13 protein-coding genes, 2 pseudogenes and 1 riboswitch are annotated in these 21,019 nt (G+C 42.5%); of the genes and pseudogenes, 10 read left to right on the top strand and 5 right to left on the bottom strand.

Translation table 11 applies throughout. The features are described 5' to 3' along the window. Nucleotides 1–218: 218 nt before the first annotated feature. The 3 genes from N7974_RS14985 to N7974_RS14975 all read left to right on the top strand — a co-directional run bounded on the left by N7974_RS14985 (nucleotide 219) and on the right by N7974_RS14975 (nucleotide 2,707). On the top strand, nucleotides 219–1,841 hold the full coding sequence (locus N7974_RS14985; RefSeq protein ID WP_262966399.1) for a protein adenylyltransferase SelO: 1,623 nt from the start codon (nucleotides 219–221) through the stop codon (nucleotides 1,839–1,841). Between the two features lie 39 nt (nucleotides 1,842–1,880). Further along, nucleotides 1,881–2,015: a hypothetical protein gene (locus tag N7974_RS14980; protein ID WP_262966398.1), complete on the top strand. Its 135-nt coding sequence runs from the start codon at nucleotides 1,881–1,883 to the stop codon at nucleotides 2,013–2,015. A gap of 119 nt (nucleotides 2,016–2,134) precedes the next feature. Further along, a complete protein-coding gene (locus N7974_RS14975) occupies nucleotides 2,135–2,707 on the top strand; it encodes a YbhB/YbcL family Raf kinase inhibitor-like protein (RefSeq protein WP_262966397.1) in 573 nt (190 codons plus the stop codon). Between the two features lie 16 nt (nucleotides 2,708–2,723). On the opposite strand, the gene glk is transcribed toward N7974_RS14975, so the two are convergent. Then, on the bottom strand, nucleotides 2,724–3,722 hold the full coding sequence (gene glk, locus N7974_RS14970; RefSeq protein ID WP_262966396.1) for a glucokinase: 999 nt from the start codon (nucleotides 3,720–3,722) through the stop codon (nucleotides 2,724–2,726). After that, a complete protein-coding gene (locus tag N7974_RS14965; RefSeq protein WP_262966395.1) occupies nucleotides 3,722–6,952 on the bottom strand; it encodes a glycoside hydrolase family 15 protein in 3,231 nt (1,076 codons plus the stop codon). The genes glk and N7974_RS14965 overlap by 1 nt, the downstream gene beginning before the upstream one ends. Nucleotides 6,953–7,441: 489 nt before the next feature. On the opposite strand from N7974_RS14965, the gene N7974_RS14960 reads away from it, so the two are divergent. Together N7974_RS14960 and N7974_RS14955 are read left to right on the top strand one after the other, a co-directional pair. Further along, on the top strand, nucleotides 7,442–8,329 hold the full coding sequence (locus N7974_RS14960) for an SHOCT domain-containing protein (protein WP_262966394.1): 888 nt from the start codon (nucleotides 7,442–7,444) through the stop codon (nucleotides 8,327–8,329). An 897-nt stretch (nucleotides 8,330–9,226) separates the two neighbouring features. Next, nucleotides 9,227–9,299: riboswitch (cyclic di-GMP riboswitch) on the top strand. 127 nt (nucleotides 9,300–9,426) lie between these two features. Further along, entirely contained in the window at nucleotides 9,427–13,593 is a 4,167-nt protein-coding gene (locus N7974_RS14955; protein ID WP_394813124.1) for a tetratricopeptide repeat protein, read from the top strand. Between the two features lie 507 nt (nucleotides 13,594–14,100). Here the strand turns inward: N7974_RS14955 and ylqF are convergent. Further along, on the bottom strand, nucleotides 14,101–15,021 hold the full coding sequence (gene ylqF, locus N7974_RS14950) for a ribosome biogenesis GTPase YlqF (RefSeq protein WP_262966392.1): 921 nt from the start codon (nucleotides 15,019–15,021) through the stop codon (nucleotides 14,101–14,103). A 219-nt stretch (nucleotides 15,022–15,240) separates the two neighbouring features. Here ylqF and N7974_RS14945 point away from each other — a divergent pair. From N7974_RS14945 to N7974_RS14935, 3 genes and pseudogenes are all read left to right on the top strand, one after another. After that, nucleotides 15,241–15,414, top strand: a pseudogene (locus tag N7974_RS14945) (YfbR-like 5'-deoxynucleotidase); the annotation flags it as partial. A gap of 187 nt (nucleotides 15,415–15,601) precedes the next feature. Then, nucleotides 15,602–16,222, top strand: coding sequence for a 5'-deoxynucleotidase (yfbR, locus tag N7974_RS14940; protein WP_262966391.1), 621 nt, complete (start codon nucleotides 15,602–15,604; stop codon nucleotides 16,220–16,222). A gap of 666 nt (nucleotides 16,223–16,888) precedes the next feature. Beyond that, the gene (locus N7974_RS14935) at nucleotides 16,889–17,653 is read left to right on the top strand and encodes an exodeoxyribonuclease III (protein ID WP_262966390.1); all 765 of its coding nucleotides are present in this window, start codon (nucleotides 16,889–16,891) and stop codon (nucleotides 17,651–17,653) included. Nucleotides 17,654–17,801: 148 nt separating this feature from the next. On the opposite strand, the gene N7974_RS14930 is transcribed toward N7974_RS14935, so the two are convergent. Continuing rightward, nucleotides 17,802–18,245, bottom strand: coding sequence for a reverse transcriptase/maturase family protein (locus N7974_RS14930; RefSeq protein ID WP_262966389.1), 444 nt, complete (start codon nucleotides 18,243–18,245; stop codon nucleotides 17,802–17,804). A 932-nt stretch (nucleotides 18,246–19,177) separates the two neighbouring features. On the opposite strand from N7974_RS14930, the gene N7974_RS14925 reads away from it, so the two are divergent. Then, on the top strand, nucleotides 19,178–19,909 hold the full coding sequence (locus N7974_RS14925; protein WP_262966388.1) for a lysozyme inhibitor LprI family protein: 732 nt from the start codon (nucleotides 19,178–19,180) through the stop codon (nucleotides 19,907–19,909). Here the strand turns inward: N7974_RS14925 and N7974_RS20900 are convergent. Further along, a pseudogene (locus tag N7974_RS20900) lies at nucleotides 19,824–20,064 on the bottom strand (IS1380 family transposase); the annotation flags it as partial. The gene N7974_RS14925 and the pseudogene N7974_RS20900 sit on opposite strands and share 86 nt — an antisense overlap. Nucleotides 20,065–20,362: 298 nt before the next feature. Between N7974_RS20900 and N7974_RS14920 the strand changes: the two are divergent. Next, nucleotides 20,363–20,935 (top strand): phosphoribosyltransferase, encoded by a 573-nt coding sequence (locus N7974_RS14920; protein WP_262966387.1) that lies wholly within the window; start codon nucleotides 20,363–20,365, stop codon nucleotides 20,933–20,935. The last annotated feature ends 84 nt before the right edge of the window (nucleotides 20,936–21,019 follow it).

The raw sequence follows: 21,019 nt of genomic DNA, 5'->3' as shown, positions 1-21,019 counted from the left end.
AGGGTGTGCCGTATGCGAAAGGTACTATAAGATATACGCTCACAGTACACCCTATGCCCTGCACCATATTAGTTGATAACCAATAGTTTCATATTTTTTTGGTTTTCATACATCAACTGATGTCTCCAAGATGATAGACTACATAAAAAACAGACCCCAATATTTATGGATGAGTATTGGGGGTTTTCGTCAATCATCATAATTCCTGTTTATCCCTTATGACTTCTCAAACGATAATGTCCAAACTCGATGATTTAATTTTCGATAATCGCTTTATCCGTGAATTACCGGCAGATGAAGAAACCATTAATAATCGCCGCCAAGTCATTGGTGCCTGTTACTCCCGGGTAAAACCAACTCCGGTTGTAAATCCGCAAAGAGTGGCATATTCAAGAGAAGTTGCTGAACTATTGGATTTGACTACCGATGCTTGCGAAGCGGATGATTTTACCCAAGCCTTTGCCGGTAACAACCTGATAGCAGGGATGGATCCCTATGCAACGTGCTATGGCGGCCATCAGTTTGGTAACTGGGCAGGTCAACTCGGTGATGGTCGTGCCATTAATCTGGGCGAAATCGTCAATAAAAAAGGCGAGCGCTGGGCCATACAACTTAAAGGCGCAGGGCCTACGCCCTACTCCAGAACAGCCGATGGTTTGGCCGTATTGCGATCATCCGTACGTGAATTTTTATGTAGCGAGGCCATGTATCATTTGGGAGTGCCGACCACACGAGCATTAAGTCTGATGTTAACGGGTGAAAATGTTATTCGGGATATGTTTTACGACGGCAATCCCAAAGCGGAACCAGGGGCTGTGGTTTGTCGGGTAGCGCCTTCATTTACCCGCTTTGGTAACTTTCAAATTTTAACGGCACGCCGCGATATTGCTTTGCTGAAAAAACTGGTCGATTACACCATACGCACTGATTTTCCACATTTGGGAGAGCCTTCACCAGCAGTCTATATCACTTGGTTTACCGAAGTCTGCAGAAGAACCGCAGAAATGATTGTACACTGGCAACGCGTCGGCTTTGTTCATGGCGTGATGAATACTGACAATATGTCAATACTGGGTCTTACCATTGATTATGGCCCCTACGGCTGGCTCGAAAATTACGATCCAAACTGGACGCCAAACACAACCGATGCCGAACAGCGACGTTACCGTTTTGGCAATCAGCCGCAAATCGCTTTCTGGAATCTGGGGCAACTGGCTAATGCTGTTTATCCATTGATTGAACAAGTAGAGCCTTTTCAGGAAGCCATGGCGGTTTACACGGAAACCTTTGAACAAGGCTGGCAAACCATGATGGCTGGCAAACTTGGCCTAAAGGCTTTTAACAAGGCAACAGACGATGACTTATGCACAGAATTGATTGTTCTATTGCAACTGGTAGAAACCGATATGACTATTTTTTATCGTCAATTGGCCAAGATAGTAATCAATGCAGAGCCGCTATCAACCGAGTTTGATTATGATGCAGCGCTTAATCTGTTGGCTGTCGCTTATTACGTTCCAGAGCAAATAACGCCGGAATATAAAACCCGCTTATCTCTTTGGTTAAAGCACTATAGTCAACGAGTACAAAATGACTGTACGCCTGATGCAGAAAGACAACAGCAAATGAACGCTGTTAACCCTAAATACGTGCTGCGAAACTATCTTGCCCAGCTTGCCATTGACAAAGCAGAGCAAGGTGACTTTGTCATGGTTAATGAGTTATTGGAATTATTGCGGCATCCTTATGACGAACAGCCAGACAAAGAAGAGTTTGCTGCCAAACGCCCCGATTGGGCACGACAACGGGCGGGCTGTTCAATGTTATCGTGCAGCTCTTAAAACAATAGTATAACTTTTGATTAAAAAAAGGCGATCATCATGGATATTGGAACTGCATTTAAAATAGCGGCCTTATTATTATGGCCGTTTCTCCTGCTATTTTTATATTTTCTGTTTGACAGAAAAGGCTTCTATAAATGGCTGGCAAAGATTAAACAAGACGGCTTTAAATAATACGGTCATTTTTAGGCTGCAGGCTGCAAATTTCACGATAATTGAACAATCTCTGGTACCTTAAAACATTTTTTCGTGATATTTTTACGAGTTATGTGACTTCAGTTATCAGGTGATCTATGAACTTAATTTATCAGCACCCTGTTATCCGCTTAATCTGTTTACTTGTTGGTATCTTTACCATGACGCCAGCACTGGCCATTGAAGGAGAACAAAACATGACTTTACAGCTCGTTTCACCGGATTTTGTCCATCGCGGAGAAATTCCAAAAACTTTTACTTGTGAAGGCGATAACAGCTCACCCACGTTAAGTTGGTCGCAACTCCCGAAAAACACTCAAAGCCTGGTATTAATTGTTGATGATCCGGATGCACCGGATCCTGCTGCACCCAAAATGACATGGGTACATTGGCTACTTTATAATATACCGCCGACTGTTAGGGAATTACCCCAAGCTATCACTGAAAGCGACTTGCCAGCAGGCATACAACAAGGAAAAAATGACTGGAAAAAGACCGGATATGGCGGCCCCTGCCCACCTGTCGGTCGGCATAGATACTTTCATAAACTCTATGCCCTGGATATTGAGCTGCCGGATCTGCATCATCCCGACAAAACCCAACTTGAAAAAGCCATGACAGGACATATTATTGATCAGGCCGAACTGATTGGAACCTACCAAAAACAGTAGTTTTTTATTACCGATATTATTGTTCAGGTAGCACAGAATCGACTTCAAAATCAAAATAATTAATAGCGCCAATTATCGGTGTGCGCGGGTTTAAAGATAATTTGACCGACACTTTATTGAGTAAAGCGCCCAGACGGCCTTTCGCTTTAAACGCCTGTATAAATTGTCCATTTTGTAATGCCGGTAATATTTTTGGAGCTATGCCGCCACCGATGTAAACCCCGCCGGTAGCCAGTGACTTTAACGCCAGGTTACCGGTTTCCGCGCCATATAACTCAACAAAGAGTCTTACTGCTTCTGTGCAACAAGGGTCTTCACCGGCAACGCCCAGCCTTGAAATGACGGCATTTCTATCGATACCGCCAGTTGACTCAGGAACATCAGGGCAAGATGCAAAACCCTGAGTACAGAAAAAATCATACAAATGGCTAAAACCAATACCTGACAGAATGCGCTCGTAACTGACATGATCAGGGGTTAGTTTTCTAAGATAAGCCAATAACAAATCTTGCTGAATATTTTGGGCTGCAAAATCACTGTGCCCGCCTTCGGTAGCCATAGCATGATGCTTGTTGCCATCCCAATAAAGAATAGCTTCGCCCAAGCCGGTTCCAGCCGCGATGACAGCAATATTACCCGCTTGGGGTTCTGCCTCGGGATTTAACTCGATCAAATCCTGTTTGGGTAAATACAGCATACCCAGCGCCATGGCTTCCAGATCATTTAGCAGCTTTACCTTGGACGTACCCAATTTTATTTTTAGCGCTGTGGCATCCAGCAACCACGGTAAATTGGTCGTTTGGCAGCGTTGATTAACAACCGGGCCTGCAACACCAAAACACGCCGAAGTAATCGCTGCATCAGCAGGTAAAAAAGCCGTTAAAATATCATCAAATATCGAAAACTGTTGGCTTGAGTAAGTTTGCTCCTGCAGGCAAGTCAACGAACCGTTGGGCTCTTTGATCAAAAGGGATAATACTGTCTTCGTTCCACCTATGTCGCCCGCTAGTATCACTATTGACTCCTTAAGTCATTGTTAAGTAGATGTATTAAAGCATCAAGAATGCCATTGGCAACTTTATGTGGTGGTAAGCGATAAAATTCTTGCCATGCCAAAGACACGCTTTCATCATAATTTTCTTTGTTTTCGGGATAGGCTTGTAACCAGCTAATTTTTACGGCATGGCCAATAATAATATCTGTTAACAACGTATCATCAATATGTAGTGATACATTTTCACGAAAAATAGAGGCTAAGGCTTGCAAAGCTTCTACCGTTAATTGGCGATAGACCGGTGCCTGAATTTTATTAAGCAAATGGCTAACATGTAATTTGAAACTTTGTTCGCCCGCCGTCATTTGTGACAAGGTATTCTCGCTATCCAAGCGATTTTTACTGTTCAATTTTTCACCGATCATTACTCCCTTGCAATGGTGCAAGATATCCCGGACGCTGGTAAAAAAAGCATTATTTTCTCTGCCGACACTACCTTGCTGTTCTCGCCACTCGTACCAATCGTTAATTTCTTCCTGGTCTTTTGGATCGGTGTTTTTTAAGAAACGTACACTGGTTAGTTCATGATTGGCAGTCTCGGACAAGGAACCCTCATAATGCAGTATTTCAGCTAAATTTAGTTGATTCTCGGTATCGTTGTAATCTTCCAGCGTCTCTTTTACTTTTATGGCCAATTGGTAAGGTGCCAAAGAAAGAATTTCGTTAAATGCCTGATCTAATGTGGTGTGGCCTGATTCACGCTGCTGCCTGACAATAATCAATTGCAGGATATGCCCTACCCGCACTGTATGCATATCGGTAAACAATTCCGGATTAGACTTAATCAACATCCCTAAGTAAAGAATTAATTCCTGAATAATAATATGCTCACTGGCATCATCATTATAAGCACGAATAATATCCAATATTTCTGACGAATCGGCAGGACGCGTCAAGGTAGCTCTGCCGCTGTAAGCGCGGCCCAAGGTCAGTGCATGTTGACGAACCAGTATATCGGTTGCTGTCTGCTCCAGATTGATATCATATTTACCCAGTAATCCGGCAGCGCGTCTCAGTATATACCAGGTATGTTGATCGCCGGCACGTTCATAGATTTCTTCCAACAGATCACGCACACAACTGGCAGTGCCACCCATTGCTGTTAAGCCGGTATCATAATCCAGGCCGTGACGAAGACTTAGCAAGCTTAATACTTCAAGTTGCGCGTAAAGATTAGCATTGGCTTTTAATTGCTCAAGCAAGGTATCATCGGTAGCAATTTCCCATTCTGTCAATATCTCTGTATTTAAGGGTACTGGCGGGTTGCTATCTATGGGTAATGCCAGAAAAAAAGGTCGCTCCGCTTCATCCCATGACGCTTTGGAAAATTTAAAATCATGTAAGTAGTTAATAACTTCATGACTTGATGTTGCTACAAAATCCAAAATACTCCCAAGCTGTAAAGAGATGCCTTGACTATAGCCTTGTTGCAGTTCTTTAATAAATTCAATGAGAACTTCACGGTGATAACCATCCAACATATTTTGTTTTATAGTGATAACAACCAACGGGTTACCCGGTCTATCCCAATGTTTACCAATATACAATAGTTCCAACCGTAATCGCTCAATCAGCAAACGGTTGTCCATCGCAAGATAAAAGCCTTTTTGATTAAGACACTGCGGTAAAAAAAGCAAACACTCACCGGCTAATATATACATTTTGGAGGTTGCCAGTGTTCGCAATTGCCGCAAAGGTCTGCCTGTCAAACCAATGCGGTCATTTCTGCCTACCTGGGTAAAAGCTTGAGCCAATTCACTCGCATCCCTTATCTGCAAAGGCGCTGTTTCAGCAAGTGTTTGCGTAAAAACTCCGTATTCCCTTAGGCTCTTCTGTACGGTTTCATCTTGTGCAAGCAACTGAATTTGAAGCTTACAATCCTTAGATTCATTAACAACTTTATGTCGCCCCAAGGGATCTATATCGTCACAAGAAAGTAAATCATCCTGTATAAGACACCCCAGTATAAAAAGACTTTGCGCCCAAACCAACGGAATATTTTCATTCGGAACCCGCTCCTGACTATGTGGGTTGGCTTTTTCTGCAGCAATCAAATCTATTGGCACAGCATACAGTTCAGGTAATAATTGCTGACCATTTTGTTCAACCAATAAATCTTTCAGTTTGTTACGATACGTTGTAGCGGCTTCGTGATCGCCGGAAAATAAATTATTAAGCAATAAATAAGTAAAAAACAACGGCCATTCACATTCAATATCCGAGAATTTTTTTAATTCGTGCGGATCGTAATATTGGCGATGACTATCTTCTATTGCTGTTTGGTGACCGTCCAACAAGAAACGTTTACAGCCATACCGACCTTCCAGCTTGCCACAAATAATGGCTTCTGTTTTTGCCCGAATGGTTTGATTATCGACCGCAAAAGCAGGAAACCCGGTGATACTAAGAACCGCTGAATCGGCTTCTTTAGAAATGGATTCTCTGGGTAACAGTGATTCCAGGGTAATTCTCGTCCGGGCGATATCATCACTAACAACATGAATGATAGAGGCTTGCCCGCCCTCCTTACCAAACAAATTAAAACCCGACAGCGCTTCCAGCGCGGCTTTTGCCATGCCGATGGAACTGGCATTTAGCTCGGCGACACCGTGGTTAATTTTATTGCCTCGCTCCCAGATACCATAGTCAGGGGTACGGTAAGTTCGACTGATATAATGAACGAGATTTTGTACAAAATTGACTTCATTAATGGTAAAGACAATACGTAAGCCGGATGCCGTCATTTGTGCCAGTATCAACAAAAATAATGACGTGGCATCCAGTTGTAAATGTCCCCATTCATCATCGCCTACGACAACCTCACCCGATTTTGTATCGTATTTGGCATGTAAAGCATCCATTGGATTTTGGGACTGCTTAAATTTTTCAACTTTCGGCGCCTGCCGCATCATTGCCGTTAACAGTCCTCGCATTAACTTAACAACACTTTGCTCCAGAACGTAGGTTCGCCCCTGATTTTCTTCAATACGCCGATAAGCCAGTGCCAAACCCCACACGGCAAGAATACTGTAGACATTATCCCTTACCCAGGCATCGGTATAGTTACCATGCGCATTAACAGCAGTACTGGCAGGCAACAAACCACTGATCCAGTCCTGTTTATTAAGAATGATATCTTGTACCTGTTGGTAGTAAGTATCCAGCTTGTCTTGCGAATCAATTATTTTCATAGCTTGCAACGTGTCTATTTCCTGATGGAACCATTATATTCATATTTATATAAAATTTTTAGCACATATTGTGCCATTATTTCTGTTAAAACAAATGCAACCACTACAGGCTTAATATGCCGACTAATTATTTATTTTTAAGGTTGAATTGAAGTTAACTATCAAACAATCAATAAAACTTGCCGACATAAAAAATCAGATCATCTTTTGATAAAGCCAATACGGGTTGATTGTTTGCACCAAATTAATCCAAATTGCACTACAAAAGTGCTATGTTAATAAAGAAGTAAGTCACTAACATTAAAAGAGAAATAATGAGTCATCATTTTCCTACAGGCATAATCGCTATTTCAAATTTTTGAATGATTTTGCTAGACTGTTCATTTAAACTGGCTAGAATGAATGGTAAATAACAATCTGTAATCTAAAGCCTGTTATTTCTGATTCATCCTTTGTAATACCCCATCTAAACCCAAGCGGACTTTTCTAATGAAACAGCTTACGCCGGAAGGCCAGCAAATAATCAATAACATTGCACAGCGCTATAACTTTAGTCCTGATGCCGTATTCAGCATGTTACAGTCAGTCATTAAAGGCAATGGCTCCATGGCTCAGTTTAATCATCGTGAGTTTGGTGGTTCCGGCCAATGGATGAAAGGTGGCATGATTATGTTGGGCGATATGTTCAATAATGGTTTAAAAAATAGTGTAGGTGGACTGTGTCAAGAGCTGTCGACGCTCATTGCCAATCAACCGGGGCTTATCCAAAGCGGCAGTTTTCAGTCGCAGAGTCAAGGCAATCAGGAACAAAGCAACTTTGGAAACGGTTATTCCAATAACAACGGCGGACAGCAACAACAAAATAACTCCGGACCGACCGGAGCAGTAAGTTTGTTTGTGCCACCACCTGCGGGCAGCTCCGGAAACTGGTGGCCCGCTGGTCTGCAAAACCCCAACAGCACAGGTGCACAAAATAACGTGCGCTATGCTTACTTTGCCACCATTAATCGACTCGCTATTGATATCAATGGACAGGTAACGCTTTACGATACATTAAATCATCAGATTGGTGGCTTTTCCCAACAACAATCGACAGGAGGCTCAGTTACTTTTACCAGTCAATTCGGACTGGTCGACGTTAAAAACCTGCCCATCATTTCTATCGATAACGTGCCGGTACAAAAACCGCTGCAAGCCCCCTCAACACCTGCACCGGTTTATACTCAAGCTAATTCTGTTAGTACCTCAAGTGCAAATCAAAATCAGGAAGCCGATATTTTCGGCGCAATCGAGAAATTGGCTGCTCTGAAAGATAAAGGCATTTTGTCTGATAGCGAGTACAGCACCAAAAAAGCGGAACTATTAGCGCGGTTATAAACTGATAACTCTGTCACCTTTATTGAGTCCAGTAGGTCGGGTTAGCATAGCGCTTGTACCCCAGAGGGTATAACCCGACAATTTTGGCTCAACACAGTGCAATACAATAAAAGTTTTTATCGGTTTATTCCAGGAAGCATGATGCGGTTGTAACCCCGTCAATCACGTTTTGAAAGCTATTAAAGTCTTCAAACGTTAAGGTCGGGGCTGTAAACCCCGACCGGCATCGTTATAAACCCCGTCATGCTTCGGCACCTGTCAATTGATAAGCATATCCTGAAAGGATACTGGCAACAATAGCAACTGATATAAAGTGGTTCATAAGTCTATTTCCTTACATTAGAGTATCTAACATAAGCAATAGTATAAGCGAATATCATATATTTAACATAAAAAGCAATATAATTATTTAAAACAATATTATATCTAAAAATTTGCCTAATCTATCAGCGATGGATAATGCCTATCGAAATCAAAAAAACAATAATATAGTCCTGCAAGAACTCTATACATTAACGACGATAGTCATATGTATCAGATGATGTCTTATGTCCTTTCGCGGCTTTGTATTTCTTGGGATATTAAACTCTTTCCCCAGCTTTAATTTGAGAACCAGTTGTGTTGATGGGCATGCTGCTGGCTCATTAGCGCCAATAAAGTATCGTGTCAATCATAAATTATGCGCCTAAAATTTCAGTACAGCCCATGAATTTAGTATATTTATATCGCTTGTTACATTTCAAAACTGTACTTGGTATTTTTATCTGTTATAGTCTGCTCGTAGTTTAAAAATCACATAAATATTATAAGCACTATGGATCTTTATGCTCAAGCACAGTTACCTGCTTAATAAAACTGTATTTTCGTGTCAGACGAAAATTAGAATGCATGATTCATGGATGAACAAGCCAAACTTATTGCAAGATTAGGACGGAAAGCCGCGGAGCCGTTAGAGGTCAGCCGGCTCGATTTCGTTTTACTAAATCAAGGCTACTTGCTTTGTTTATAGTGGATTACCTAACGGAGAATACACCTTTCGAGTTAATAATGATCCGATTGCTTGAACGCAAATTATTAAACTAAAAATAACAATAACTATGATCAGGCCAACACTAATAGTACTAGCCACTGGATGGGGTCCTAAACACGGCGGCATCAATAGCTTCAATTATGACTTTTTACGCGGCTTCGGCGGTGCGTTCGGGAAGCATGTGCAAATTTTCTGCGTAGTACCTGCCGCCGAAGCTAAAGACATCAAGGAGGCTCAAGATTCATTAGTGACGCTTGTCACCTTCATCAGTCCACCTTCGGGCGAAAAGCTTGAACAAAGTCATTCCGCTGAAATCATTAGCTTGCTTGAAGCGGAAAAAATCGACTACAACCAAGCGGTGTGGCTGGGTCATGACTTATTTACTGGCGCAGCTGCCATAGCAGGCGCACAAAAAACAAACTCCCGTTCGGCGGTTATTCACCACATGTCTTATGCGGCCTATGAATCTTACAAAAGTGGTTCAGCCGCGAAAGCACAAGCCAAAACAAAAGAACAAAAAGCGTTATTTCAAGATGCAAACGTCCGTCTTGCCGTAGGGCCACTATTACGCGATGCGTTGGATGACTGGTTTGGTGCGGGTTCAACACACATGTTGATTCCCGGCTTGCCAAACATAGATCCAAATCCATCATCCAAGAAACTGACTGCCATACTGTTTGGACGCTTAAATCCAGAAACAGACCGTATTAAACAAACCAAGCTGGGGGTTGCCGCTATTGCCCGAGCCTACAAACTTGCGCTTACCGACCCTGGCGCACCCGCCATGCTTCGCGATGATTGCCCGCGCATCAAACTATTCGGCGTAGCTGAAGATGGCGAAGGCGAGCTTCGCCTATTTGCAGAACAACAAGCAGATGCCGTGCTAGAACTGCAACCCTTGCCTTATTCGGAAAATCGCCTGGAAATTTTTGACGAATTAAGCCGTGCCAGTGTAGCCCTCATGCCATCCTGGCATGAAGGTTTTGGCTTAGTCGGTTGGGAGGCTATCGCTGCCGGTGTGCCGCTGATTTTGGGAAAACAAAGCGGTCTTATGCGTTTATTGCAAGAGGCATTGCCTGGAGCGGGTGCGGGCTGCGTCAAAACTGTTAACGTTCGAGGCAGTGAATCGCCGCCTTATTTTCACAATGAAGATTTACAAGCAATGACCAATGCGGTTAGAGAAATTGCCGCGTACCCGAAGCTTGCCAAAGACAGCGCCTTATGGTTACGAGAGCATCTGTTAGCAAAATTTACTCCAAAACATTGTGCCGAAGACTTCGCCAAAGCCATCGGCTGGGAAACACTACTAGCTACATCTATCATCGAAATCCCTGAAACACTTCCATTGCCACTCGAAACAGCTCCTGAAACCGATAACGATTTTATCGCCATCCCTACACCTGGTTGGCAACTTGGGCTAGGCTATGCAGAAAGTCAATTACTACGCGCCGAAGAAGCCTGTGTTGATTTTCATCCTGCGCGGGAAGCAACCGTTACCAAACTCATGGAATGGGCAAACGACGAAAAAGGCTTTCCGATTGCCGTGCAACTGCATATCGGTGCTGGTGGCATCGGCAAAACCCGCTTGCTATTGGAAACCTGCCAACGCCTGAATGAAACCGGGCAATGGCATGCCGGATTTCTCAATGCTAATGCCGATGGCACCGAGATTAAAAGCCGCATTGCCGAGCTTTTATCGAAAAATAAACACTTATTTATTGCCATTGATTACGCCGAAACCCGCCGTAACCAACTCGTTGCTGTACTGGAAACGGCACAAAAATATAGCCCCTGCCGAGTGCGTGTGGCTTTAATTGCCCGCTCCAGCGGTGATTGGTTTGAGCGTTTAGCAACTGATTATCCAAGCTGCGAGAAAATTTTTGCGGGCAGTGCCTGTTCAGGCCCTTACCTTTTGCCCGCTTTGCATCAAGAGCTGACCGACCGCGAACAGGCCTATACCACAGCACTATCAGCATATGCAAAGCGCCTGGGATTTTTAGACTTTAATCGCCAGTCCACCCTTACACCCAATTTGGTAGCCGAGCATTTTGCCAACCCGTTGTACTTGCAAATGGCAGCATTATTGGCACTCCACGGCGAACAAGCTGACACAGCTAATGGACTCACCGATGCTTTATTACGACATGAAGACCGTTATTGGCAACGGTTGGCACAACAGTTAAACCTTTGCGAAGGAGAACGCACCATCAGTCACTTGCTAACCCTTGCCACGCTTTGTGACGAACTGAGCACAGAAAAAGAAGCCTGGGCAGCTTATGAACAGAGTGGTAGCATATTGACTAAAATGGATTGCAAGCGCTTGTTTCGCGCCCTTTGCCCACTTTACCCAGGTCATCAAGGCTTGCAACCGCTACGCCCCGACTTGTTAGGTGAAGCTTTGATCGCCCGCAGTCTTAATACTTCCACCAATAATGGCCTAGCACAACTTGACTTTGCTTTGGGTAAATCCACTAGCGATCTACGCCGTTATCACGCACTCACCGTACTCACTCGCACCACTGCCCGCCGTCCAGAACTGCAAAGCCAATTAACTGAATGTTTGCGCCAACATTTTGCAATTTTGGCATTGGCAATTGTTAAAGTCGGTCAGGAAACAGGCGAGCCTTTGGCAGAAATGGCATGTAGTGCTTTTGAACAACTACAGCCAGCCATTAAGCAACAAATTGTTGGGGTGTTATTGCCCGCTTTACCTGATGAATCCGTTTATCTGGCTAAGCTGGCGCTGTATGTTACGCAAGCGAAAGCGGAGTCTACAAAGTTACAAAAGGAAAAACATCCTCAGGATTTAAGGAAAATCAAGGCTTACGCTGATGCCTTGATCAATTTGGCGATTCGGACGACTAACATGGGGCAAGATGAGTTGGCTCTTCCCTATGCCCAAGAAGCTCATGCGCTGTTTCGTTCACTAAATGCCAATCAGCCCAAACAATACGCAAAAGATTACGCTCGTTCCTTGGTTGCTTTACGGAATCGCTTACGAGCTATGGGACGTTTTGAAGAAACAGAGGAGTTCACTCGACAAGCCTTAAACATTTATCAAAATTTTGTGATAAAAGATTCCGATACCGATGATTTAAATTATGCAGCTATTCTTAACAATTTAGGGCTTGATTATTCTGATCTCGGTCGCCATGAAGAAGCCTTTAAGTATGGCCAAGAGGCTTTGGAGGTATACCTTCGTTTAGCCATTAAGAAACCTGAGTTGTACGAGTCGAATTACGCGATTGCGCTAAAAAACTCATCTATGCACTTCAGTAGTCTAGGACGTTTTGAGGAAGCACTCACCCACAGTCAACAAGCAGTAGAGATTTATTGCCGCTTGATTGAAACCAGCCCTGACCGATACGAGCCTGATTACGCTAGTGCTCTTAATGATCAAGCTATCTATTTATTCAATCTGAGTCATTACTTGAAAGCGTTCCAACACAACCAACAATCGTTGCGGATCTATCAACGTTTAGCCGAAATTCGCCCCGATCGTTTTGAGCCGAATTATGCTTTTGGTCTCAACTGCTTTAGCTGTGACTTATCCACACAAGGACGCTACCAGGAAGCTTTCGAGCACATTCAGCAAGCCGTTGCTATTTATCGCCGATTGAGCGCATCTCGACCAGACCGATTTGAACCCAATTATGCTAATGCACTGAGCAATCAAGCCAAATATCATGCCAGTCTGAATTGCTTAACGCAGGCAATCAGCAACCAAGCTGAAGCCTTAGCGATTTATCGACGCCATGCTGAAAAAAGACCCAAAGTTTACGCAGAAGACTATTTGTCCAGCGCAATCAATCACGCCTATTGGCAATGGCTGGCACGGCAAATACCTGACTGGGAAACGCTTAAACAACTAAAACGAGATTATATTTCGCAGGTACAAAACCATCTCCAGCCTTTGATAATCAGTCGACTAGCTTTTATTAGGGGCTGTATCGTCTATTGTAGCGACCCAGACAGTATTCAATCTTACTTTGAACAACTGACTGCCAGTTATCAAACTCTGCCATCAAGTATGCAGCAAGACTTGCAAGAAACCCATCTGCTAGCTGTTATTTATCTGGCTCAGCATCATTCAACGCCAAATCGTGAACAGGCAGCACAAACCGCTCTGCAAACCTATGCCAAACAACGCGAGAACCATTTGGCTTTTCATATCACCGAAACCTTAAAACGCCTGGATTGTAAGTACGAACTAGAGCAAATAACTTCAAGTTAATGCAGAGGAATCGAGGATAATCGAAAATAATTCCTCAATTCCCTTTTACTGCATCAAAGCTATTTTCTCCAACTTGGAAACCAGTTAAGTAAGGCGATTTACCGATAACATCCTTTTAAGGGCTGTTATCGGTATTTATTGATTAATTACCAGTCCCGAAAAAGCCAACAATTCAGGCCTTTTTTCGTGCTTTTCGTGGACATTGCTTTTTGCTTTTTTGTCTTATTTACCTAATACGACCCGTTGTATCGGGCTCCATTCACCATGAGCCTGACTTTTGTCCCACCAGCGCATTCGGTATTCGCGGGTTTCATAAGTGCCACCGTCTGCCACCGGGCGCTCATCATAATAAGGTTTTACGGTATTAATGGCTAAAAAACTCCAATCGCCACCATTACTATTCGTCTTTATCCAGATACCGTCATGACCATGTTTTTTAAAATCAAAACGGACACGCAGGTCATTTACGGAATTTATGATCTAATTATGACCGTGCGGAGTATCTGTTTAATTTGACCCTTTCCAGGTCTGCTTTCTGGCTTTTTTCTTGGCCGCTTTCTCTTCACGAATAATTTCAAGCTCCACCAGCTCTTGTTCCATCATCGCAGGCGTTTCAAAAGTAACCCGGCCTATCGTCCCTGCGCGTAATTCAGCCAACAGAATTTTAGCGACTTTATCCATTTCAACACGCCCGCCGGAGCGCAAACACCCGCGATTTTTGCCAATCGCCTGCATCAATTCATGCTCGGTTTGCGGCAGTGGTTCCAACTGAAAACGGGCTTTCAAAAAATCGGGATAATGGTTTAACAAGTATTCAGCAGCAAAAGAAGCAATTTGTTCATGATCTATCGCGGTATCTTTGATAGCACCGGTGGTGGCAAGTCGATAACCGCTATTTTTATTTTCGACGTTACCCCACAGCAAACCGGGCGTGTCCAACAAAACAATGCCATTGCCTATTGCTATACGTTGTTGTGTTTTGGTAACAGCGGGTTCATTACCGGTTTTGGCAATCATTCTGCCGGCCAATATATTGATAAGGGTAGATTTTCCCACATTGGGAATACCCATAATCAAGGTGTTGATAAGCCTTGAACTGGCTGCTTTATCCGGCAGCATTTTATGGCACAACTCGGAAAGTTGACGAATTTTTTCAGGATGATCAACCGTAACCGCCAGGGTTTTTACGCCTTGTTCCCGCTCCAGATAAGTTTGCCATTGCAACGTTCTTTCCGGGTCGGCAAGATCACTTTTGCTGAGTATTTTGATGCAGGGCTTGTCGCCACGCAACTTTGCAACCATAGGGTTTTGGCTACTAAAGGGAATACGCGCATCCAAAACTTCAATAATCAAATCAACCTGAGGCAGGATTTCTTTGATCTCTTTGCTGGCCTTGTGCATGTGACCGGGGTACCACTGAATAAGCATAATTTTGTATTAGATTAAGATGATGTTGGCTTTAGCGCGTAAAATACGCCTGAATGCGAACTAAATTAAATAGGGTTTAACACGTTCTCTCATCATGATGGATAAGAAACAAGCCGTCCACAATACCAGAATGCATCATTAATAAGTAGGAAAATCAACATCATGAAAGAGATAACCATAACCAGTAGTTTTTATGCCTATATATCACGATTAAGATAGATCAAGCGTTGGGGACTCAAGCGCAATGCCTGTGAAGAAAATATCATGGAACATAGTTGGGAAGTAGCCGTGATTGCCCATACCCTGGCCTTGAGCAAGAACCGCTATTATGAGGGCAATATAGACGCCAACGCGATCGCCGCGTTGTATCACGATATTACCGAAATGATTAGTTCGAAAAAATATAAACTGTAAACAATAATGTTATTACGAAAATAACATCAGTTTACGTTGATCAATAACCCAAATTGGTACAATTTAGAGATGCTGGCGGTAAAAGGTATCATTAATTTTATGCCCGCCTCGTTTGTTTATAAAGATAACCTTGAGAATTTTTTTAACAGAACCAAGAGATATAATAATGAAAAGTCATTTTTTCGCTTATATAAGTAAAATTCGTTGGCTGCAACGCTGGGGATTAAAACGTAATACTGTAGCTGAGAATGTAATGGAACACAGTTGGGAAGTCTCTGTTATTTCCCATGCATTGGCCTTAATAAGAAATTGTTATTTTGATGGCACTCTTGATGTTAATGCTATTGTTGTTGCCGCACTGTATCACGATTGCAGTGAGGTTTTGACTGGCGATATGCCCTCACCTATAAAATACCATTCACCTGAAATAACCAAAGCTTATAAATCAATCGAAAAGCAAGCTGAGCATGAGTTATTGAATCTGCTACCTGAAAAGCTTCAAGCAGATTACAGACCATTTATGATTGAAGAAGAACTGCCTAAAGAGCACAAAATCATCATTAAAGCAGCCGATACCATTTCAGCTTATTTGAAATGCAAAATGGAATTGGCCGCTGGAAATCAGGAATTCTCTATAGCCGAAAAAGATATTGAGGAAAAATTAAAAGCTATTAATCTGCCGGAAGTCCAGTATTTTTTAGATACGTTTACATCAAGTTATGAATTAACATTAGATGAGCTATTTAAGAAAAATATTAGCATTTCTTTAAAATCTGACCGAACATAAACAAATAGCAATTTAATATTTAAAGTGGATTCCATTGTCCAGACAATAAGGCGATTTCCGAAGAAAATATTACCCGTTCAATGTAGGATGTCTTCATTTTACCAGTGAGTAAAATCATACAATCCACTGCCAGTCCTATGGCTCTTAAATGCTTCGAGGGTTCATTTACATTCGTCTCATTCGTTCATACCTGAAAAGAGTATTCCTGCCTTTCTCCATGACGCTCACCACAACCGCTCTTTATGGATGCCGCTCAGGATGGTTTGACATCGCCTCCTGATAGGCTACACCGAGGAACCCGCTCTCATCGCTGGTACAGCATGGCTGCCAGTTTCCAACTGATCAGCCTTCTTGGCACACCGACAACTACATTGACAATTTCCGGTTGGGACTATTTTGTCGATTGGTGGTGAGTTAAGGTAGCCCAATAATTTGGTGCAATTAGAGGCGTCAAATGTTGGGGCTTACCTCACTGCCAGTCTACACAATAAAAAGGATCGAGCAAGTCATGCTGCATCAGCTTACTATTCAACTCCTTTCAGAACGATAGACACTGATTTTAAAATCAATCCGAAAACGTCTGGTTAGCCAAAAGGCAGAAGGTTACAATAGCCTCTTGGTCACTGTTGAAAGTGTAATTTCAAACGTAGAAGGCGCAATCATCGCATGAAAATAATTTCCTGGAATGTCAACGGCATTCGCTCGATACAAGACAAAGGCTTTGCTGAAACGCTCGCGCAGTTGGATGCCGATTGCATTTTATTGCAGGAAAACAAGGCCCAGGTCGATCAGGTTGACAAAGCTCTGGCGGGCATTGAAGGCTATCATATTTATTCCAACTGCGCAGAACGCAAGGGCTATTCGGGGGTTACATTGTTATCCCGGCAGGCACCGCTGCAAGTTATCCATGATATGGGCATTGCCGAGCACGACCGCGAAGGTCGCGTGATGGTTGCCGAGTTTGAACATTTTTTTCTGCTTAACGTTTATGTACCAAACTCGGGCGAGGCCTTGGCACGACTGGATTATCGGCATAGTTGGGATCTTGACTTTCTGGCTTATTGCCTGCAACTGCAAAGCAAAAAACCGCTCATTGCCTGCGGTGATTTTAATGTCGCGCACCAAGAAATTGATATCGCCCGTCCAAAGCCTAATTACAATAAGTCGGCCGGATATACGCAAGTCGAAATTGACGGTTTCAGCGCTTTTGTCGATGCCGGATTGGTCGATAGTTATCGGCATTTTCATCCGGATAGCATAGCTTACAGTTGGTGGAGTTATCGCGGTGGGGCCAGGGCAAGAAACGTCGGTTGGCGGATTGATTACGTGCTGACCAGCAACGCGCTGATTGATAAAGTTAAGCAGGCTTTTATCTTGCCGGAGATTAAAGGATCGGATCATTGTCCGGTTGGCATCGAGATTGATCTTTAATTCTTTTGTTAACTATTTTGTCAAAAAGATATTTTACAGGTTACTGCCAAGGTAACGAACCCTAACAATTCTATGCTTCAATAGCCCCTATCGGCAAAGGGAGTCGCTATTTTTGCGAAAGATTTTTCCGGGCTTCCTGCTCCAAAAATCAGCAAAAAATTATGCGACCGCCAACCACAGTAAAACCCAAGAACTTTACCTTATCAGATAAAGCCACTCTGCTCTTATCCCGATTCACCTTAAGTTTAAGCGTTTTTTCAATGAACCGGCTGACCGTTTTCATCACCCGCTCTGCCGCCTTTTGCGACTTGACGAAGAGGTTATAGTCATCTGCGAACCGACAAAATTGTAATCCGCGTTTTTCCAGTTCCTGATCAAGTTCATCCAGAACAATGTTGCTCAGCAAAGGGCTTAAGGGGCCGCCTTGCATCGCGCCTTCCTTGCTGGGATTGACGACACCGTTGACCATAACACCCCTACGCAGCAATAGGCCGATTAAGCGCAGTACGCGTTTATCAGCTATCTTCTGCCCCATACTGGCTATCAGCCGATCATCGGTAAATGTCAATGTAGTTGTCGCCTCAACGCTCACTACCTGCACTCTTAATACAAGCAGCTTGAGGGGGGCTTAAAGCCAGTTGCCGATAACAGACTTTGATGGGCCTACCATCATCTTCCAATGAGCTTATACACATCTAACCACTATTTTCATCTATACATTTTCAGATAAATAATTTCTATGTCGACAGATACCATCCCTTCAAGGGATGTTATCTGTATGAATTTACAGCAACATGAATTAGAAGTTTAATTTCTGAAAGTCTATAGTGTCAGTCTGTGTGACTGTGGCACACTCCAAGATTTTCAGCGTAAGTTATTTTTTTATGTCACTAAATCTGATTGATACCAGAAAAAAATAGCAAATTGGGTTGATGAAATATTCGATAGAAATTAAAGCATAGGATTTAATGACAAGGTATTGCAACCCTATTAAACTACCAACAGCTTGCTTATAAATATAAGCAAGCACTATAACCATTTAATAATGAAGGTGTAATTTTATGAAAAAAATAAAGTATATGGTAGTTTTGGTGTTTATTATCTCAGGATGCGATGATATGAAAATGGACAGGAAAGTAGCGAAACACATTAATTTAGTAGAATCAGTCGGGTTAACTGTTCAGGTGTAGCAAATAATGATGCCAGTTAAATGCCTTGCACCGTTATCTGCCATGAATTTAGTTTTGCCTGGTTGTAACTTGTCGATTGATAGCTGTTCTCTGGCAGATACTCAAAAGATAATGGAACAATATCTTACTGAACAAGCAGTCAGATCAATAGCTCAAAAAAGAGATTAACATTATGATGGTGCGGTTATATTTGGCCTTACTAAAATTAGAGCGTCATTGGCGCAAATTAACATAGCCATTGATACTATAAAAACAACTCAACATGATACACAGAGCAATATCAGCAGTTGTATCGGACAATTAAAAGTGACGGTTCCACCGCCCATGTTAGCTGATGTTGATAGCGTGCGGGCGAGTCAACAGCAAAAAAATTGCTCAGTATGCAGGAGAATTAGGTATTGAAAATAGCATAAATGCGTTTACTCAACCCGTTGAATATTTAGTAAAATCGACGGGTGACGGTAAAGCAATCTCTATTGAGCTTAAAAGTACGGCATGGACGCATTTACTTGATGAAATAACAACAGCTGTGTTGTTAAAGCCTACTTTGGTTTTTCAAGAAGCTGATAATAATCAGCTTAATAAGCAGTCAATACATCAAGTTGAGCTTGAAGCAGAAATCAGCAGTGCGATTCAAGAGCAACAAAGCAGGACGAATATAAATAAAGACTTGCTTAGTGCAGAGCAAAATAAAACGGTTATTCCAACAATACAAGTTTCTCAACAACCGCTATTATCTGAAGCGACTATAAAGAAAATTTCGCCAGACTTTAATTGTAATCATGCAATCAAGCTAACAGACATTACCATTTGTACCAACTCGGATTTGGCTGTGTTGGATCTGGAAAATATGGCGCTTTATAAAAATGCAAAAGTCATTTGGCAGGAATCAATAAAGTCGAAATATGCTTGTGGAACTGATGTTTCTTGCATAACAAAAACCTATGAAAAATTAATTCAATGCTATCAATGCGTTACCGGATTACACCCACTACTGCCAGTAACATCGTCCCCGTCAATTGGTACTCTGCATTATCTCTACGTTGATGCGGAACCGTCTGATTAACCGTTTGTTCAAAGCCAATGCGTTCCAAGAATTTTACTACGGGAATGAAGCCAGCTTGACTGGTCAGTCCAGATGCTGTCGCTGATATTTTGACTTTGCCTGCCGATTCGCGAATAGCGACTTTTTTCTGTTTTTTTTGATGGCTTTGCTTTCATTAAAATAATGACCTGTAAGATTACCTTGCAATAACATTAAGCTATTTATTTGTATCAATTTTTTAATAATATAAGGTGTTAGCTTGCAGAATTTACATTGTTTTAAATACAGCAGTATTGCAATCTACACACATGGATTTATAATCTTATTAACCTCATGTATGAGCCCTATAATTAATAGCCTTTAGCGCTTATGTGTAAGAGCATTTGTCGCTCTGACAAGCGTTATTGATGTTGCCGGAAATGTAAATCTCGGCATCGTTTCGTTTACCATTGCTCATAATCCCGAGGTTTTGAGATGCATGAAAAATTGCCCTGCACTTTAATTACATGGGAAGAGGTTTATAGCTTATGTCACCAGCTGACCCAGCAGTTGCGTAAGACAAATTTCCGGATTGATACCATCGTCGCCATCGCACGGGGCGGTTATATACCGGCACGGATTTTGTCAGATATGCTCGGTATCCATGATCTGACCTGTTTCAAAATGGAGCATTATCAAGGCGCTCATAAGCAGGATGAGGTTATTATCAAATATCCTTTAAATGCAGATATTAATGGACGAAATATCCTGCTTTTAGATGATGTCTGCGATAGCGGCGATACTTTTGAAGTTGGCATCGAGCATATTCGGCACTGTGGTGCCGTGAAAGAAATGCGCACAGCGGCCTTACACCTCAAAACTGTTTCCAAATTTATCCCCGACTTTTATGCCGGGAAGGTCTGCGAATGGCGTTGGCTTATCTATCCCTGGGCTGTGAATGAGGATTTATCAAGTATGATTGAGAAAATGCAGCTGGCAAATCCTGATGTGGCGCTACTGCAACAATTAATAGACATCTTTCCTAAATACAGTCATAGCGTAAGTTAACAAGAGCAGCCACTAAATTCCATGTCAGGGAGTAATGCTTGTGCTTACCCCGATAAACATCTTTGGTAATTCTGAAGATTTTGC

It is taken from the genome of Methylobacter psychrophilus (assembly GCF_025583945.1).
Classification (GTDB): Bacteria; Pseudomonadota; Gammaproteobacteria; order Methylococcales; family Methylomonadaceae; genus Methylobacter_C; species Methylobacter_C psychrophilus.
The sequence above is the reverse complement of the archived record's forward strand: the minus strand, read 5'-3'. Positions and strand labels throughout refer to the sequence as shown.

Coding starts and splice junctions, on each gene's coding strand:
- N7974_RS14980 (WP_262966398.1), top strand. CDS start 1,881: ATGGATATTGGAACTGCATTTAAAATAGCGGCCTTATTATTATGGCCG.
- N7974_RS14975 (WP_262966397.1), top strand. CDS start 2,135: ATGAACTTAATTTATCAGCACCCTGTTATCCGCTTAATCTGTTTACTT.
- N7974_RS14955 (WP_394813124.1), top strand. CDS start 9,427: ATGATCAGGCCAACACTAATAGTACTAGCCACTGGATGGGGTCCTAAA.
- N7974_RS14920 (WP_262966387.1), top strand. CDS start 20,363: ATGCATGAAAAATTGCCCTGCACTTTAATTACATGGGAAGAGGTTTAT.
- N7974_RS14965 (WP_262966395.1), bottom strand. CDS start 6,952: ATGAAAATAATTGATTCGCAAGACAAGCTGGATACTTACTACCAACAG.
- ylqF (WP_262966392.1), bottom strand. CDS start 15,021: ATGCTTATTCAGTGGTACCCCGGTCACATGCACAAGGCCAGCAAAGAG.
- N7974_RS14985 (WP_262966399.1), top strand. CDS start 219: ATGACTTCTCAAACGATAATGTCCAAACTCGATGATTTAATTTTCGAT.
- N7974_RS14925 (WP_262966388.1), top strand. CDS start 19,178: ATGTTGATAGCGTGCGGGCGAGTCAACAGCAAAAAAATTGCTCAGTAT.
- N7974_RS14960 (WP_262966394.1), top strand. CDS start 7,442: ATGAAACAGCTTACGCCGGAAGGCCAGCAAATAATCAATAACATTGCA.
- yfbR (WP_262966391.1), top strand. CDS start 15,602: ATGAAAAGTCATTTTTTCGCTTATATAAGTAAAATTCGTTGGCTGCAA.
- N7974_RS14935 (WP_262966390.1), top strand. CDS start 16,889: ATGAAAATAATTTCCTGGAATGTCAACGGCATTCGCTCGATACAAGAC.